This window comes from Rhodoplanes roseus (genome assembly GCF_003258865.1).
In the GTDB taxonomy this organism is placed as follows: domain Bacteria; phylum Pseudomonadota; class Alphaproteobacteria; order Rhizobiales; family Xanthobacteraceae; genus Rhodoplanes; species Rhodoplanes roseus.
The window spans coordinates 27,610-43,642 of the sequence record NZ_NPEX01000019.1 but is presented as its reverse complement, the minus strand read 5'-3'; the positions used below and the strand labels follow the sequence as shown (position 1 = coordinate 43,642).

13 protein-coding genes, 1 tRNA gene and 1 pseudogene are annotated in these 16,033 nt (G+C 71.3%); 5 read left to right on the top strand and 10 right to left on the bottom strand.

The features are described 5' to 3' along the window. Positions 1-133: 133 nt before the first annotated feature. The 5 genes from leuB to CH341_RS04810 form a co-directional block, all read right to left on the bottom strand. Positions 134-1,249, bottom strand: coding sequence for a 3-isopropylmalate dehydrogenase (leuB, locus tag CH341_RS04830; protein ID WP_111417894.1), 1,116 nt, complete (start codon positions 1,247-1,249; stop codon positions 134-136). Between the two features lie 316 nt (positions 1,250-1,565). Beyond that, on the bottom strand, positions 1,566-1,997 hold the full coding sequence (locus CH341_RS04825) for a hypothetical protein (RefSeq protein ID WP_245430884.1): 432 nt from the start codon (positions 1,995-1,997) through the stop codon (positions 1,566-1,568). 330 nt (positions 1,998-2,327) lie between these two features. Further along, complete coding sequence (folD, locus tag CH341_RS04820; RefSeq protein WP_111417892.1) at positions 2,328-3,212, bottom strand: bifunctional methylenetetrahydrofolate dehydrogenase/methenyltetrahydrofolate cyclohydrolase FolD; 885 nt, start codon at positions 3,210-3,212, stop codon at positions 2,328-2,330. Then, positions 3,209-3,541, bottom strand: coding sequence for a DUF167 family protein (locus CH341_RS04815; RefSeq protein ID WP_111417891.1), 333 nt, complete (start codon positions 3,539-3,541; stop codon positions 3,209-3,211). The genes folD and CH341_RS04815 overlap by 4 nt, the downstream gene beginning before the upstream one ends. Further along, positions 3,538-3,828, bottom strand: a complete 291-nt coding sequence (locus CH341_RS04810; protein WP_111417890.1) for a YggT family protein — start codon at positions 3,826-3,828, stop codon at positions 3,538-3,540. The genes CH341_RS04815 and CH341_RS04810 overlap by 4 nt, the downstream gene beginning before the upstream one ends. A 338-nt stretch (positions 3,829-4,166) precedes the next feature. Between CH341_RS04810 and CH341_RS04805 the strand changes: the two genes are divergently transcribed. Next, a tRNA-Ala gene (locus tag CH341_RS04805) sits at positions 4,167-4,242 on the top strand. Between the two features lie 175 nt (positions 4,243-4,417). Then, complete coding sequence (locus CH341_RS04800) at positions 4,418-4,675, top strand: hypothetical protein (RefSeq protein ID WP_111417889.1); 258 nt, start codon at positions 4,418-4,420, stop codon at positions 4,673-4,675. Between the two features lie 111 nt (positions 4,676-4,786). Here CH341_RS04800 and CH341_RS04795 read toward each other — a convergent pair whose 3' ends face one another. Next, the gene (locus tag CH341_RS04795; protein ID WP_111417888.1) at positions 4,787-5,050 is read right to left on the bottom strand and encodes a hypothetical protein; all 264 of its coding nucleotides are present in this window, start codon (positions 5,048-5,050) and stop codon (positions 4,787-4,789) included. A gap of 237 nt (positions 5,051-5,287) precedes the next feature. On the opposite strand from CH341_RS04795, the gene CH341_RS04790 reads away from it, so the two are divergent. Next, positions 5,288-7,303: a methyl-accepting chemotaxis protein gene (locus CH341_RS04790; RefSeq protein ID WP_146604377.1), complete on the top strand. Its 2,016-nt coding sequence runs from the start codon at positions 5,288-5,290 to the stop codon at positions 7,301-7,303. A 52-nt stretch (positions 7,304-7,355) separates the two neighbouring features. Here the strand turns inward: CH341_RS04790 and CH341_RS04785 are convergent, their stop codons facing one another. The 3 genes from CH341_RS04785 to CH341_RS04775 form a co-directional block, all read right to left on the bottom strand. Next, positions 7,356-8,729 (bottom strand): SLC13 family permease, encoded by a 1,374-nt coding sequence (locus CH341_RS04785; RefSeq protein WP_170149473.1) that lies wholly within the window; start codon positions 8,727-8,729, stop codon positions 7,356-7,358. Positions 8,730-8,938: 209 nt separating this feature from the next. Continuing rightward, the gene (locus CH341_RS04780; RefSeq protein WP_111417885.1) at positions 8,939-10,900 is read right to left on the bottom strand and encodes a methyl-accepting chemotaxis protein; all 1,962 of its coding nucleotides are present in this window, start codon (positions 10,898-10,900) and stop codon (positions 8,939-8,941) included. Positions 10,901-11,137: 237 nt separating this feature from the next. Next, entirely contained in the window at positions 11,138-12,133 is a 996-nt protein-coding gene (locus tag CH341_RS04775; protein WP_111417884.1) for an aldo/keto reductase, read from the bottom strand. Positions 12,134-12,262: 129 nt separating this feature from the next. Here CH341_RS04775 and CH341_RS04770 point away from each other — a divergent pair, with 129 nt between their 5' ends. Then, on the top strand, positions 12,263-13,165 hold the full coding sequence (locus CH341_RS04770; RefSeq protein ID WP_111417883.1) for a LysR family transcriptional regulator: 903 nt from the start codon (positions 12,263-12,265) through the stop codon (positions 13,163-13,165). Positions 13,166-13,181: 16 nt separating this feature from the next. Here the strand turns inward: CH341_RS04770 and CH341_RS04765 are convergent, their stop codons facing one another. Continuing rightward, positions 13,182-14,858 carry a methyl-accepting chemotaxis protein gene (locus tag CH341_RS04765; RefSeq protein WP_111417882.1) on the bottom strand — a complete coding sequence of 559 codons (1,677 nt, stop codon included), beginning with the start codon at positions 14,856-14,858 and terminating at the stop codon, positions 13,182-13,184. Between the two features lie 323 nt (positions 14,859-15,181). Here CH341_RS04765 and CH341_RS04760 point away from each other — a divergent pair. Continuing rightward, positions 15,182-16,033: pseudogene (locus tag CH341_RS04760) on the top strand (hypothetical protein); the annotation flags it as partial.

Here is a 16,033-nt window from a genome sequence, read left to right as displayed (position 1 = left end):
GTCGATCGCCGACGTCACCGGCCGCATCGTCATGTCGACGCATCCGGCGTCGCTCGGCGCCGTGACCATCGCCCCGGTCGCGAGCTGCGCTCGCGCCCGACCCTCTCCCGGCGGGAGAGGGTCGAGAGACGCCTCACGCGCCGGCCAGCCGCGCCACCTCGTCGATCACGGCCTGACCCATCTCGCGGGTGCCGACGACCGTGGTGCCGTCCGACTTGATGTCGGCGGTGCGCAGGCCCTTGTCGAGCGTGGCGGCGATCGCCGTCTCGATGAAGTCGGCCTCCTTGCCCAGCCCGAACGAGTAGCGCAGCGCCATCGCGAAGGACGCCAGCATGGCGATCGGGTTGGCGATGCCCTTGCCCTGGATGTCCGGGGCCGAGCCGTGCACGGGCTCGTACATCGACTTCCGCGTGCCGGTCGCCGGGTCGACGTCGCCGAGCGAGGCCGACGGCAGCATGCCGAGCGAGCCGGTCAGCATCGAGGCGACGTCGGACAAAAGGTCGCCGAACAGGTTGTCGGTGACGATCACGTCGAACTGCTTGGGCCAGCGCACGAGCTGCATGCCGCCGGCGTCGGCCAGCACGTGCTCGAGCGCCACGTCCTTGAACTCGCGGGCGTGGAGCGCGGTCATCACCTCGTTCCACAGCACGCCGGACTTCATGACGTTGCGCTTCTCCATCGAGGCGACCTTGTTGCCGCGCTTGCGCGCCAGCTCGAAGGCCACCCGGCCGATGCGCTCGATCTCGTAGGTGTCGTAGACCTGGGTGTCGATGGCGCGCTTCTGGCCGTTGCCGAGATCGACGATGGTCTTCGGCTCGCCGAAATAGACGCCGCCGGTGAGCTCGCGCACGATCATGATGTCGAGCCCGTCGACCACCTCGCGCTTGAGCGAGGAGGCGTCGGCGAGCGCCGGGTAGCAGATCGCCGGGCGCAGATTGGCGTAGAGCGCGAGGTCCTTGCGCAGCCGCAGCAGGCCGGCCTCGGGGCGCGCCTCGTAGGGCACGTCGGCCCATTTCGGCCCGCCGACCGCGCCGAAGATCACGGCGTCGGAGGCCTGAGCCAGCGCCATGGTGGCGTCCGAGATGGCGACGCCCTCGGCGTCGTAGGCGGCGCCGCCGACCAGCCCCTCCTCGGTCTCGAAGCTGCCGAGCCCGTGGGAATTCATCCAGGCGATCAGCCGCTTCACCTCGGCCATCACCTCGGTGCCGATGCCGTCGCCGGGAAGCAGGAGAAGCTTGTACGTCGCCATGATTTGCCTTGTGGGGGGTCGTTTGTTCGGGACAGAGCCGCCGTCGCCGGCCGGCGCGATTGTGACGGGCGAGTGCTAATTCGCGGCTCGCGGCTTGGCAAGGCACCGCGGGTCATTCCGGGGCGCTGCGAAGCAGCGAACCCGGAATCCAGCCCGGACGTCGGTGATGGCCGCTGGAGTCCGGGTTCGCGGGCTGGCGCCCGCGCCTCGGAAGGACGGCTCATGCCCTCGGCGCCGGCGACCTCGACCGCCTCGTCGGTTCTGCGACGCGACACGACGCTGCCCGTCGCACCGCCCGACCCCCGGGGCCACGAGGCTAGCCGACGATGGCAGCCATTACCGACGATTGTGTTCCTGTATCGATGCCTCGCGCCCCCATTGCGTGCGTCAAGAGCTGCAGATCGCAGCCGTGATAGCGGATCCAGCGGACAATGGCGTCCACGCGATCCCGGCGATCGCGGCGCAGTTCAGTTGCAAGCCGCAGCTCGATCGCCACCACCGCAACGAGCCTGTCTCCGGCGGCGATGTCCGAGAAATACTCCCAGGGTCCGCTTCCGATGGCCTCGACAAACGCGGAGTCCGACGGCCACTCGACCGTGCTGGCCTCGACCTTGACGCCGTCCACATCGAACGCTGCGTAGTACTGTCCGGCGGACTGCAGCCACGTCGGGGAGGCCAGGCACCGATAGGAGCGGAGTGCGCGCGCGAAAGTGTCGACATGGGCGCGTTCGGTCACCAACAAATCCACGTCCCCGGGCTCGAGTGGCACCCCGCGGAGCAAACCGGCTGCCGTGCCGATCAGTCGATACCTGAACGCTCCCTCGCGCTCCGCCCGATTGAGTACGTTTGCGAGGGTCTCGCGCAGAAGTCCTATTGTCAGCGCCATCAGACCGGTTTCTTTCCGCGGCATCCTGACAGGGCTTCGGGGCGGAGCACTCCCGAACGTCCGCGTGGGAAGGGGCGGCTCACCACCTCCCGCGCAAGGCCGTCGCCTTCGCAGCGCGTTTGCATGTCCGCTTCCTGGACGCTCCCGAGCCCCGGCCGAAGATCGACACGGGACGCACCGTCGCCGTCCGTCCTAGACGTTGGGGGCCGGCAGGCCGGCGGCGGCGCAGGCGGCGCGGAGCGTGTTGACCAGCAGGAACGCCACCGTCATCAGCCCGACGCCGCCCGGGACCGGGGTGACGGCACCGGCGACCTGGACGGCCTCGTCGAAGGCGACGTCGCCGGTGAGGCGGCCCTTGCCGTCCTGGGTCGGCACCCGGTTGATGCCGACATCGATCACGGTGGCGCCGGGCTTGATCCAGTCGCCCCGGATCATGCCGGGTTTTCCGACCGCGGCGACCAGCAGGTCGGCGCGGCGGCACACCGCCGGCAGGTCGCGGGTCTGCGAGTGGGCGACCGTCACGGTGGCGTTCTCGCGCAACAGGAGCTGGGCGACCGGCTTGCCGACCAGGTTGGAGCGGCCGACCACCACGGCCTCCATCCCGGCCAGCGAGGGATGCACGGTCTTGGCCATGTAGAGACAGCCGAGCGGCGTGCACGGCACCAGGCCGGGCAGGCCGCTGGCCAGCAGGCCGGCGCTGAGCGGATGCAGGCCGTCGACGTCCTTCATCGGGTCGATGGCCAGGATCACGGCGTGCGGGTCGATCTGCTTGGGCACCGGGAGCTGGACCAGGATGCCGTGCACGGCCGGATCGGCGTTGAGCTGCGCGACGATCGCCAGCACCTCGTCCTGCGAGGCGGTCGCCGGCAGCCGGTGCTCGAACGAGCGCATGCCGGCCGCGACCGTCTGCTTGCCCTTGCTGCGCACGTAAGCGGCGCTCGCCGGATCGTCGCCGACCAGCACCACGGCGAGGCCGGGCACCAGGCCGTGCTCGGCCGAGAGCCGCGCCACCTCGGCGGCGACGGAGGCCCGGACGGCCTCGGACGCCACCTTTCCATCGATCAGACGAGCACTCATGCGACCACTCCGGGCAGATGTTCCAGCGCGTCCCGGAGGGCGTTCGGCTCCCCCGTGATCTTCACGCGCTTGATGCGGGACGTGTCGCCGGCGACCAGGGCGATCGCACGAGACGGCACCTTGAGCGACTTTGCGAACAGGGCGAGAAGGGCGGCGTTGGCCTCGCCCTCGGTCGGCGCCGCGCGCACGCGGGCCTTCAGCACGGCGCGGCCGTCGGCCAGCACGTCGACGCCGTCGAATGCGTCGCGGCCGCCGCGCGGCGTCAGCCGAACCGTCACGACGAGACCGTCCGGCGCCTCGATCCAGGCGGCCGAGCCGGCCTCGGTCACATCAGCGCCCGGGCGAGATTCGGCAGGATCACGGACTGGATGAAGAAGATCACCAGGATCACGATCACGGGCGAGATGTCGATGCCACCGAGATCGGGCATCACCCGCCGAATCGGCCGCAGCACCGGCTCGGTGATCCGGTACAGGAACTCGCCGATCATCGAGACGGCCTGGTTGCGGGTGTTGACCACGTTGAAGGCGATCAGCCAGCTCAGCACCGCCGATGCGATCAGGATGTAGACGTAGAGCGTCAGCAGGGTGCTGATGAAACCTAGGAATTCGATCATATCTCGGGTCTCGTCGGGTGATCGCAAAGCGCCGGTGGCGCGCGATGCGGCGGGCCCGGGCGTGCGACGTGTAGCGTTCCGGTTTCCCAGCGGCAAGCGCGAACAATGCCGCTGGTAAATACCGATTGGACGCCGCCTGTGGCGTCAGGCCGACGAGCGATTCGCCGGCCGTGACGGGGATCGCGGCCGGCCGGGCGGGGCGCCGGCCGGCCGCGATGCGGCGCGGCGGCCACGCCCGTACGACATCCGGCGTGAGCGCCGGACAATCCTTGACACCGTCCGGGGCGGACACGTAAATGGCGCCACCTGATGGCTCGCCGCCTTTGCGGCCGAGCGGCGGGGCCGTAGCTCAGTTGGGAGAGCGCCGCAATCGCACTGCGGAGGTCAGGGGTTCAAATCCCCTCGGCTCCACCATCCCATCCGGTCCGATCCGTCGTGCATCGTCGATCCGCCGCCACCCGGCGCGGCCCGAGCCGATGCCGAGTCGAGGTCGGCCTCGTTGTCAGCCGTATTGCGTCGATTCCGGACCGTGCGCGGATCCGGCAGCCGTGCCGCGGCAGAACTGAACTCTTGGAAGGAATCTCACCCCATGGCGACTCGCGCCGGGAGCAAGACCCTCACGAAGATCGTCGCGTCGGACGACGTCGCGGCCGAGCCGCGGTCGCAGCGCCGCATGCCCGAGGCCGGACGTTACCTGCTGCAGGTCGACCGCCAGACCAAGGGCTCCTACGTGACCAGCGAGGCGGCCGAGCAGGCCGGACTCGTGATCAAGAAGGCCTATCCGATCCTTCAGGTCGCGGTTTACGACCCGGTCGACTGCGTCGCCAAGCTGATCCAGGCCGAGTGATCGTCACCGGTTGACATCGGATCGGCCCCGGCCACCGGGGCCGGAGCCCTGCGGCCCCACCGTCGCCCGCCGTGAGCGGGCGCGCCGGATCCGCGCCGCGTCGTGCCGCCCTCAGGGCCGGCCGGACGCCGTCTGGGTGCGCAGAGGCTCGGCCCTGCGCTCCGTCGGCGGCGCGTCCTCGTCGATGACGAGACGCAGCGCGCTGCGCACCGCGAAGGCCGCCAGCACCAGAATGCCGAGCACCCCGATGACCAGCAGCCCGGCGGCGAGGCCGGTGATGACGGCGCCGAGCACCCGATCGTCCGTATAGAGCAGAACGCCGGTCGTGAGCACGATCGCCGAGGTGACGACGACGCGCAGGATATTTCGAAGCATCGCGATCCCGTGGACGGGCCGTCGAGGGCCCGAGGCTGTCGCGCGGGCGCCGGGGCGCACCGCACTGTCACAAATCGGTTAAGCGGATTGCCGTCCGAGGGCAAGCCTCGGTGCCGCTGCCTCGCGCCATGACCGGTCTGCATTGCGGGCAGCGGGTGCCTGCATGGCGGTCCGAAGAGGGTCTATTTACCGTTGTTTGGTTGAGTGATCCGGCCCGAGACAGCCGAGGTCAACATCGTGCGCCGCATTCCGTTCGCCAAGCTTCTCCTCATCGTGAGCATCGTGCCGGTGCTGGTGCTGACCCTGTTTGCCAGTCGCCTCACCTACGAGCAGTGGTTGAAATACCATGCGCTCTCGGAGGCCGATCGCATGCTGCGGCTGGCGGTCTCGGTGACCCGGTTCGTCGCCTTCGCGTTCCCGGCCGAGGGATCGGCCGAGCGCAACTGGCTGCTCGGCACGACCGACAAGGCGGCGCTCGACGGCCAGCGCCGCTCCACCGACGAGAGCTACAAGGCGCTGCAGCAGACGGTGGCCGAGGTGGCGCCGAAGGATCAGGCGATCCGCGGCTATCTTCGCAGCATCGACGAGCGGCTCGGCCAGCAGGCGGCACATCGCACCCGCATGGACGGCAAGACGGCTGCGCTGTCCGACATTCCGGCGTTCCGGGCGCCGCTCGCCGGCCTCGGCATCGAGCTGGTCGGCCGCACTGCGGTCGCGACCGCGGAAGACGGGCTCTCCCGCCGCATTCTCGGCCTGTACGCTCTCCTGAAGTACAACAGCGCCAGTCTGGTGCTGCGCAACAACGGCGAACGCGCCTTGCGCGAAGGGAGCCTGCCGCCGCCGGCCTTCCTGATGCTGGCCGAGGCGGTGACGCATCAGGGCAGCTTCGGCAAGCTGCTCGAGGAGTACGGGCTGCCCGAGGTGGTGGCTCAGTTCCGGGCTTTCGGCGCCGCCAACGGCAAGCGCTATGCCGAGCTGCAGGCCGTCGCCCTGAAGGACGCCGGCGCGAAGGCCTCCGAGGCCGAGATCCGGGCCTGGGGCGAGGTCAACCAGGCGCTCCTGCCGACGTTGGGCAAGCTGATCACCGCGGGACTGGACGGCAGCACGGCCGAGGCCGAGCAGCGGCTGTCGACCGCGTGGTGGAACATCGTCCTGTATTTCTCCCTCACCATCGGCGCCGTCGTCGCGGTGCTGGTGCTCACCCGCATGGTGCTTCGGACGATCCGGGATCTGCTCGGCGGGCTGTCGCACAGCATGGACGAGATGCGGGCCGGCAACTACGCCATCACGGTGCCGAGCTGCGAGCGCGAGGACGAGATCGGCGTGATGGCCCGCTCCATCGAGGTGTTCCGCCGGTCGGCGATCGAGCGCATGGCGGCCGACGATCGCGCCCGTGCCGACCAGACCGCGCGGCAGCGCCGTGTCGACGACCTGATCGCCGGCTTCCGCTGCAGCGTCGGTGACGTGCTCGGCGCGGTCGACGCCAGCCTGAAGACGCTGGAGCGCACGGCGTCGTCCCTGGATTCGGTCGCGGCCGACGCCAGCAAGCAGGCCGGCGCGGCGGCGCAGGCCTCCGAGCAGGCGGCCGGCAACGTGCAGAGCGTCGCCTCCGCGGCCGACGAGCTCGGCTCGTCGGTGGCCGAGATCGGCCGCCAGGTCGGCCAGGCCAACACCGTGGTCGGCGAGGCGACGACGCTCGCCAACCGCAGCAATGCGCAGGTCGCCACCCTGGCCGAGGGGGCGCAGCGCATCGGCAACGTGGTCGGCCTGATCAAGGCGATCGCCGAGCAGACCAATCTGCTGGCGCTCAACGCCACCATCGAGGCGGCGCGGGCCGGCGAGGCCGGCAAGGGCTTCGCGGTCGTCGCCTCCGAGGTCAAGACGCTGGCGAGCCAGACCGGCAAGGCGACCGAGGACATCGCGGCCCAGGTCGCCGGCATCCAGTCCGCCACCGGCGATGCCGTCGAGGCGATCGGCCGGATCAACGGCACGATGGACGAGATAAGCCGCTTCACCGCGACGATCGCGGCCACCATCGAGGAGCAGTCGGCCGCCACCCACGAGATCTCGCGCAGCGTCGCCCAGGCGGCGGACGGCGCCAGCCGCCTCGCCGGCAACATCGCGACCGTCACCGGGGCGATCGGCGAGGCCAGCCGCTCGGCGACCGAGGTGCTCGGCGCCACCGGCGAGCTCGCCGGCGCGGCCCGTCATCTCCAGGCCGCCGTGGACGAGTTCCTGGCCAAGGTGGCCTGAGCGGCGGGCGAACCGATCCGGGCCGGCGGGCGCCCGAGCGTCGCCGCTCGGATCACAGCCGGCCGAGCACCAGCCACCACATCACGTCGAGCGGCCACAGCAGCAGGATCGTCAGGACGGCGAGCTGGATGCAGCTCGTCACCGCCTCGCGGGGCGGCAGGGCGCCGATCTGCAACGCGACGGCGAGCGGCGGCGCCTGGTAGGGCAGGAAGATCGTCGAGAAGCCGAGCACCTGGCTCATCGTCACGGTCGACACCGGCAGGCCCGTGGCGGTCGCCAGCACGGGCGCGATCGGGGTCAGGATCGCCGGCACGCCGACCGCCGTCACGATCGGCCCGAGACCGGCCGCGATGGCGGCGAGCCCGACATAGGCGGCGACCGGATGGCCGGCGAGCGGCGAGACCACGCCGGTGAGCAGCTCGCCCAGCCTGGTGCCGAGACCGGTGTAGCCGACCACGGCGCCGAGCCCGACCACGCCGGCGACATAGACGATCGGCTCGAAGGCGACGCTCTTCATCGGATTGGCCGGCAGGAGGCCGGTGCCGGGCCACAGGCATACGACCGCGGCGGCCATGCCGACCCAGGTGGCCGAGACGCCGTGCAGGCTGTCGGTCAGCCACAGGCCGATGGTGGCGGCGAGCAGCACGGCGAGCCGCTTCTCGCTGACCGTCATGGGGGGCGGCGGCTCGGCCTCCGGCGCCGGAACGGGGCGGACGTCGCGGAACGTCACCGCCAGCAGGCCGATCAGCAGCGCGAGCTTGCCGAGCCCGATCACCGGGAAATGCACCAGCAGATAGTCCGAGAAGGTCGGCACGCCGAGCCCGGTGGTCTCCAGCAGGCCGGCCAGCACGTTGTTCGGCACATTGGCGGGCAGGATGCCCATCGCCGGAAAGAACGTGCCGTAGAGGCCGGCCAGCATCACGCCGGCGCGGCCGCGCGAGCCCTTCGGCAGGCCGGCCCGCTGGGCGAAGGCCGCGAGCAGCGGCGCCAGCAGGAAGATGCGGCCCATGCCGGATGGCATCAGGAAGGCGAGGCCGGTGCCGAACACCGCGACCCGGGCGATCACGGCCGGGAAGGAGCCGTTGGCGACCGCGGCCAGCTTGGCGCCGAGCCGGTCGGCCAGGCCGGTGTGACCGAGCGATGCCCCGATCACCGAGCCCGAGAAGACCAGCCACGCCGCCGCCCCGGTGAAGCCGGACATGAACACCGAGGGCGGCGCGACGAGGCCGATCGCGCAGACGACGCAGAACACGAAGGCGGCGAGGTATTCGGGGACGATGCGGGTCGCCCACATCAGCACGGTCGCCAGCACGACGAAGAAGGCGAGCCACAGGCTGTGGGTGCCGCTCAGGTGCTGCACGGCGGCCGCGACCATCAGGGCGGCCACCACCCCGGCGGCGACGAGGGTCCTCCAGGTGCCGCCCATCACGAGACGGCCCGGATGCGGAACGACGGGAGCGGGGCGCTGCGGACGGGGGGAAAAAGCAAGGAACTGGGGGGCACGGTTCGGTCTCCAGCGGGGGCCGAACCCATGCATGTGGCAGGCCAGGACGCAATCGACATTGCGATCCGGGGGCATGCCCCGTGCGGCCGGCGCGTGCCGCCACGCTCCGCGAGGCTGCCGAAGGGTGGGACCTATGCGGCCCGCACCGTCGCCAGGAACTTGCCGACCTCCTCGCGGAGCTGGTTGCTCTCGATGGCGAGCTGGCCGGCGGCGTTCAGCACCTCGCCCGAGGCCGCTCCCGTCTCCTCGGCGCCGCGGCTGACCGTGGTGATGGTCTCGGCCACCTCGGAGGTGCCGGCCGCCGCCTGCTGGATGTTTCGCGAGATCTCCGCCGTCGCCGCGCCCTGCTGCTCGACGGCCGCCGCGATGGCGGAGGCGACCTCGGCGATCTGCCCGATGGTGCCCGAGATCTCCTTGATGGCCGAGACCGAGTCCTGCGTCGCCGACTGCATCGCCGCGATCTGGGCGGAGATCTCGCCGGTCGCCTTGGCGGTCTGGCCGGCCAGCGCCTTCACCTCGCCGGCCACCACGGCGAAGCCCTTGCCGGCCTCGCCAGCGCGCGCCGCTTCGATGGTGGCGTTGAGCGCCAGCAGGTTGGTCTGCTCGGCGATGTCGGTGATCAGCTTGACCACGTCGCCGATGCGTGCCGCCGCCCGGGACAGCTCGTTGACGCGGGAATCGGTCTTGGCGGCCTGGCTCACCGCTTCGTCGGCGATGCGGCTCGACGCCTGTACCTGACGCGAGATCTCGCCGATCGACGAGCTCATCTGGTTGGTCGCGGCGGCGACGGCCTGGACGTTGGTGGACGCTTCTTCGGACGCGGAGCTCACGGTCGCCGACATCTGCTGGGTCGTGTCGGCCGTGCGGGTCAGCGTCGTCGCGGTCGCCTCCAGCTCGGTCGCGGCCGACGACACCATGCCGATGATGCCGCCGACCGCCTGCTCGAACTGATCGGCGAGCCGCACCATGTCGGCCTTGCGGGCGGCTGCGGCGGCCCGCACCTGTTCGGCCTGCGCCATCGCCTCGCGGCGGGAGCGCTCCTGCGCCTCGACCTTGAAGGTCTCGACCGCACGGGCGATGTCGCCGATCTCGTCCGTACGGGAGAGGCCGGGCAGCGCGATCTCGAACTTGCCGGCGGCGAGCTCCCGCATGCCGGCGGTCAGCGCCGTCAACGGGCGCGACATCGTCAACCCGATCACCCCGGCGATGCCGGCCACCGCGAGCGTGACCAGTGCGATCACGATCCAGAGCAGCCGCGAGGTGCTGTCCACGGCCGTCGTCTCGGCCGTCTCGCTGCGGGTACGGGCAGCCTCCAGGCCGCGATGGATCGCCTCGATCCGGGGCTCGACGGGTGCGAAGGCGTCCGATGCGTCCTTCTGTGCTGCAGCGGCCCCCTGGGCCTCCTCCATCCAGGCGAAGAAGCCGGTCTGATAGGCGTCGAGCGCCGCCAGGATGGTCGCTCGCGCCGCCGCCGGAACCTCGCTCGCCGCCAGCCGGCTGCGGAATTCGGCGTCACGGCGCTTCATCTCGGCGCCGTAGCGCGGATCGCCGCGCAGCATGAAGTCCTTCTCGTGCCGCCGCATCATCAGCAGCGTCGCGAGGAGCTGCGGCTGGTCGAAGGTGGCGACCTCGCGCTCGATCGACTGGACGGCCTTGCGCAGTGTGCCTTCGAGGCCGGCGTTCTCGTCGAGGCCGAGCCGGGTACGACTGCGGGCGAGCGTCGCGACGTGGCCCACATAGGTGTCGAAGCCCGATCGCACCGCGGCGACGTCGTCGGCGAGACTGCCGGACGACCCGACGGCCCTCGCCTGCAGTGCGGCCAGATCGGCCCCGACGGTGCGGCTCAGCGCGGCGTGCCGCTCGACGTAGCGCGGGTCCTTGCGCAGCAGGAAGTCCTTCTCGTTGCGGCGCAGCTCGAGCATCCCGATCAGGATGGTGTTGGCGGCGCGTTCGAGCGTTCGCGCCTCGGTGGCGTCGACCCGGTACCGGGTCTGCTCCGCCGTGCCGACCAGGTAGACGACGCCGACCACGAGCAGGCCGACGATTCCGAGGGCACCGAGCCCGGCGATCTTGTGTGTCAGGCGAAGTCTCATCGAGACGCTCCGTTCGCGGCACGACCGGTGCAACGGGTTCAGTCGGACGGGAAATGCTTCGCCGTGCCTACGAGATGGCGATCGGCCGAGCGTGGCGATTTCCGGACGCCGGCCGTGGAAATGTGGTGCAAGAACTGGAAACAATCGCTTAAGAGGTATTCTGCTTGCGCTGCAACCCTGGGGGCGGGCAGGCCGGGCGCCGCGCTGCGGCGCCGCGCCCGTGGGCTTTCCGCCGCCTCACCGCTCCGAGTCGAGCACCGCCATCTGGGACTCGGCGTAGCGGCTGCCCGCCGCCGCGCCTTTCGGGACGGCGCGTTCGATCGCCGCGAGGTCGTCGGCGCTCAGCGACACGTCGAGGCTGCCGAGCGCCTCGGCGAGCTGGCCGCGGCGGCGCGACCCGACCAGGGGCACGATGTCGGATCCCTGTGCCGCCACCCAGGCGATCGCCGCCTGTGCGACCGTGATGCCCCGACCCTCGGCGACCTGCCGCAGCGCCTCCACCAGCGCGAGATTGCGCGCGACATTGTCGCCCTGGAAGCGCGGGCTGTGGGCCCGGAAGTCGGCCGAGGCCATCGCGGTCTGCGCCGTCCAGTGGCCGCTGATCAGGCCGCGCGACAGCACGCCGTAGGCCGTGACGCCGATGCCGAGCTCGCGCAGGACGGGGAGGATCGCCTCCTCGACGCCGCGCGAGATCAGCGAGTACTCGATCTGCAGGTCGCTGATCGGATGCACGGCGGCGGCCCGGCGGATCGTCTCGGGCCCGACCTCGGAGAGGCCGACATGGCGGACCCAACCGGCCTTCACCATGTCGGCGATGGCGCCGACCGTCTCCTCGATCGGCACGTTCGGATCGAGCCGGGCGGGGCGATAGACGTCGATGTAGTCGGTGCCGAGCCGCTGCAGCGAGTAGGCGAGGGCGGTCTTCACCGCGGCGGGCCGCGCGTCGTAGCCGAGCCAGTCGCCGGCCGGGCCGCGCTGGGCGCCGAACTTCACGCTGATCTGCACCGCGTCGCGCGGCACGCCCTTCAGGGCCTCGGCGATCAGCAGCTCGTTGTGGCCCATGGCGTAGAAGTCGCCGGTGTCGAGCAGCGTGACGCCGGCATCGAGCGCGGCCCGGAGGGTGGCGATGCTCTCGCTGCGGTCGGTGGGTCCATAGAGGGCCGACATGCCCATGCAGCCGAGCCCGAGGGCCGAGACGGTGGGGCCGGCGGTGCCGAGGCGGCGCTGTTGCATTGGTGTCTCCTGCGTGGGGCGACCGGCAGCGCCGGTCGTGATGGCGCGGAGAATAGGGGCTGGCGCCGTGTTCGATAACGCGCCAATGTCTGGACAGCTTGTGCGCTAATCCGAACAACGGCGGTGGCCATGGCCGAGGTGGATCTGGCGGATCTCGACGCCTTCGCGGCGGTCGCGCGCAGCCGCAGCTTCCGCGGCGCGGCCGGGGGACGCAGCGTCTCTCCGTCGAGCCTCAGCGAGGCGGTGCGGCGGCTGGAGGCGCGGCTCGGGGTCCGGCTCCTCAACCGCACCACCCGCAGCGTGACGCCGACCGAGGCCGGGGCGCGGCTGCTGGAGCGGCTCGCGCCGGCGCTCGGCGAGGTCGCTGCGGCACTCGACGCCGTCAACAGCTTCCGCGACAGCCCGACCGGGACGCTGCGCCTCAACGTGCCGACCATCGTGGCCCGGACCGTGCTGCCGCCGATCGCCTGTGCGTTCCTGGCCGGCCATCCGGCCATCACGCTGGAGGTGATGGCCGAGGACGGCTTCATCGACGTGCTGGCGGCCGGCTTCGACGCCGGCGTGCGCTACGACGAGCGGCTGGAGCAGGACATGATCGCGGTGCCGATCGGCCCGCGCATCCAGCGTTATGCCACCGGCGCCTCGCCCGCCTATCTGGCCGTGCACGGCGCGCCGGAGCACCCGCAGGATCTGCTCGCGCATGCCTGCATTCGGCATCGCTTCGCCAGCGGCGCCTCGCTGCCGTGGGAGTTCGAGCGCGCCGGCGAGGTCGTTCGGATCAGCCCGAAAGGACCGCTCGTCGCCTCCAACATCGATCTGGAGATCGCCGCGGCGGAGGCCGGGCTCGGCATCATCGCGACCTTCGAAGACGCGCTGGCGCCGGGGTTCTCACGCGGCACGCTGGTGCCGGTGCTGGAGGCGTGGTGGCCGAGCTTCTCGGGCCCGTTCCTGTATTACGCCGGGCGCGATCATCTGCCGGCGCCGCTGCGCGCCTTCGTGGCCTTCCTGCGCGAGCGGGCGCGCGAGCGCTGAGCCGGCGCGGTGCGGCTCACGCCGCCCGGACGGTCGCCAGGAACTTGCCGACCTCGGAGCGCAGATGGCTGCTCTCGGTGGCGAGCTGGCCGGCGGCGGACAGCACCTCGCCCGAGGCGGCCCCCGTCTCCTCGGCGCCGCGACTGACTGCGACGATGGTCTCGGCGACCTGGGTGGTTCCGGCGGCGGCCTGCTGGATGTTGCGCGAGATCTCTGAGGTCGCCGCGCCCTGCTCCTCGACCGCCGCGGCGATCGCCGACGCGACCTCGGCGATCTGGCGGATCGTGCCCGAGATCTCCTTGATGGCCGCGACCGAATCCTGGGTCGCCGACTGCATGGAGGCGATCTGGGCCGAGATCTCGCCGGTCGCCTTGCCGGTCTGCCCGGCCAGCGCCTTCACCTCGTTGGCGACCACGGCGAAGCCCTTGCCGGCCTCGCCGGCCCGCGCCGCCTCGATGGTCGCGTTCAGCGCCAGCAGATTGGTCTGCTCGGCGATGTCGGTGATCAGCTTCACCACGTCGCCGATCTTGTTGGCGGCCACCGACAGCGCGCCGACGCGGGCGTCGGTCTTGGCCGCCTGGCCGACCGCCGCGTCGGCGATGCGGCTCGACGACTGCACCTGCCGCGAGATCTCGCCGATCGACGAGGTCATCTCGTTGGTGGCGGCGGCGACGGCCTGGACGTTGGTGGAGGCCTCTTCGGACGCCGTGCTGACGGTCGCCGACATCTTCTGGGTGACGTCGGCCGTGTGGGTCAGCGTCGTCGCGGTCGCCTCCAGCTCGGTCGCGGCCGACGACACCGTGCCGATGATGCCGCCGATCGCCGCCTCGAACTGGTCGGCGAGCCGGATCATGTCGGCCTTGCGGTGCGCCGCGGCGCGGGCGTCGGCTTCCTTCTGGTCGGCTTCGAGACGGACCCGCTCGATCGCATGGGCCTTGAACACCGCCACGGCTTCGGCCATGGCGCCGACCTCGTCGCGGCGGCCGACGCCTGGAATCTCCGTGTCGAGCTTGCCGGAGGCGAGCTCGCCCATGGTCGCCGTCATGGCCTTCACCGGGCGCACCAGGCCGCGCGCCAGGACGACGGCGCAGGCGCACAGCGCCAGGATCAGCACGCCGGCCCAGATCAGCGCGGAGCGGGCGGCGGCGTAGAAGACCTCGTCCAGATCGTCGATGTAGACGCCGGTGCCGACCACCCAGCCCCAGGGCTGGACGGGCGCCGCGTAGCCGAGCTTGGCGGCCGGCTTGTCGCTGCCGGCGCGCGGGAACATGTAGCCGACGAAATCGCCGCCCCGGGCGGCCGCCGCCACCAGCTCGCGCACCTGGTAGACGCCGTTGGAATCCCGCAGGTCCGAGAGGTTCTTGCCCTCCAGCTCCGGCCGCGGGCCGAGCACCAGGTTCACGCCGTCCGGGCGATAGACGAAGATGTAGTCGTTCTGCCCGAACCGGATGGCCCGCAGCGCCGCCTTGGCGCGCTCCTGCGCCTCCGCGTCGGTGAGCTGGCCCTTCTCCGCCGCGACCGCGAAGCCGCGCGCGCTCGACACCGCCGCCTGGACCTGTGCCGTGACGGCGGCCTTGCGCTCCTGCAGCAGCGACGAGCGCAGCGCCACGAGCTGGACGGCGATGACGGCGAGGCAGGCCAGCACGGCGAGGACGACGAGCAGGCCGAGTCGCCGGGGAATCGTGAGCGTCATGGGACGAGCCTTTGAGGATCCGAAGGATGCCGGCGGCGGCACGGGCGCGGCGCGTGTGCCGCTCGAGCCCGTGGATCGAAGGCGAACCGTCGTCGAAAAACGTTTCCCCACATTTGAACCAAATGATTTAAAAACCACCTAAGCTGGTAAGATTATGAGGACTGTCCCGCCCGGCGGCCCGGCTGATCGGAACGGTGACGCGGGCCAGGCCCGAGGCGGGCGGCCGGGACCAGCGACATTGCGTTCGCGTCGAGAAGTACAGCGGCATGCCGGGTTCCTGCATTTTGTCCTCCTGCTCCGGCCTCGGCATTCTGTCGGATCTCTTGACCCTCCTCGTCCTCGGCGTGCTGGTGGGCGTCACGGTTCGGCGCATCCGGGCGATGCCGCATCCGCGCCGCCGCATCGAATGGGCCCTGCTGGCGCCGCTCGTCTACGCCGGCGCACTCCTCGCGGTGGCGCGACCGCTGCTCGGGGCGCTGCTCGCCGAGGCGCTCGTCCGGATCCTGATCGAATTGCCGGCCCTCCTTCTCGCGCTGCGCAAGTCGGGCGCCTCCGCGGTCGCGGCGCGGGCCGTGTCGGCCTGGCGGTTCGCCGCTGCGCGCCTCGTCCTGATCGCCGCCGCGGCCTGGTGGGAGCCCGTCGCTCCCGGCCTCCGGGATCTGGCGCGCGGCGCGCTCGCCGCCGCCGGCGATCTCCGGCCGGCCGTGGGCTGGATCGCCGCGGCCGTCGTGCTCTACGTCGTGGCGAAGCGCATCCTGCGCAGCGAGCCGACCGCCGCCGATGCGCGCCTGGCCGGCAGCGCCGCCCTGCTGATCTTCGCCGCGGGTCTGCTGATCGCATGCCGACCGGCCGTCGCGGCCGTCACGGTCGCCGTCGTCGTGAACGTGCTGGTGGCGCTGTCGGTGGAAAAATTCCGGCACATCGGCATGAACCTCCATGCCTACGATCTCGTCGCGACGCTGCGCGAGCGGGCTGCCTTGCTGTTCCTGCTCGACACTCATCGCAGCCACGTGATGCGGATGGCGGCGCGGTGCCTGCTCGGTGCCGTGCTGCTGGGCGCCGTGGCCTGGATGGAACCGCCGGCGATCGGTCGTGGTGCCGCCGCGGCGCTGTGCGTCGCGGCGGCCGCGCTGGTCGCGGCTGCGTGGCGCGGCCTGCCGCCGCACGGGAACTTC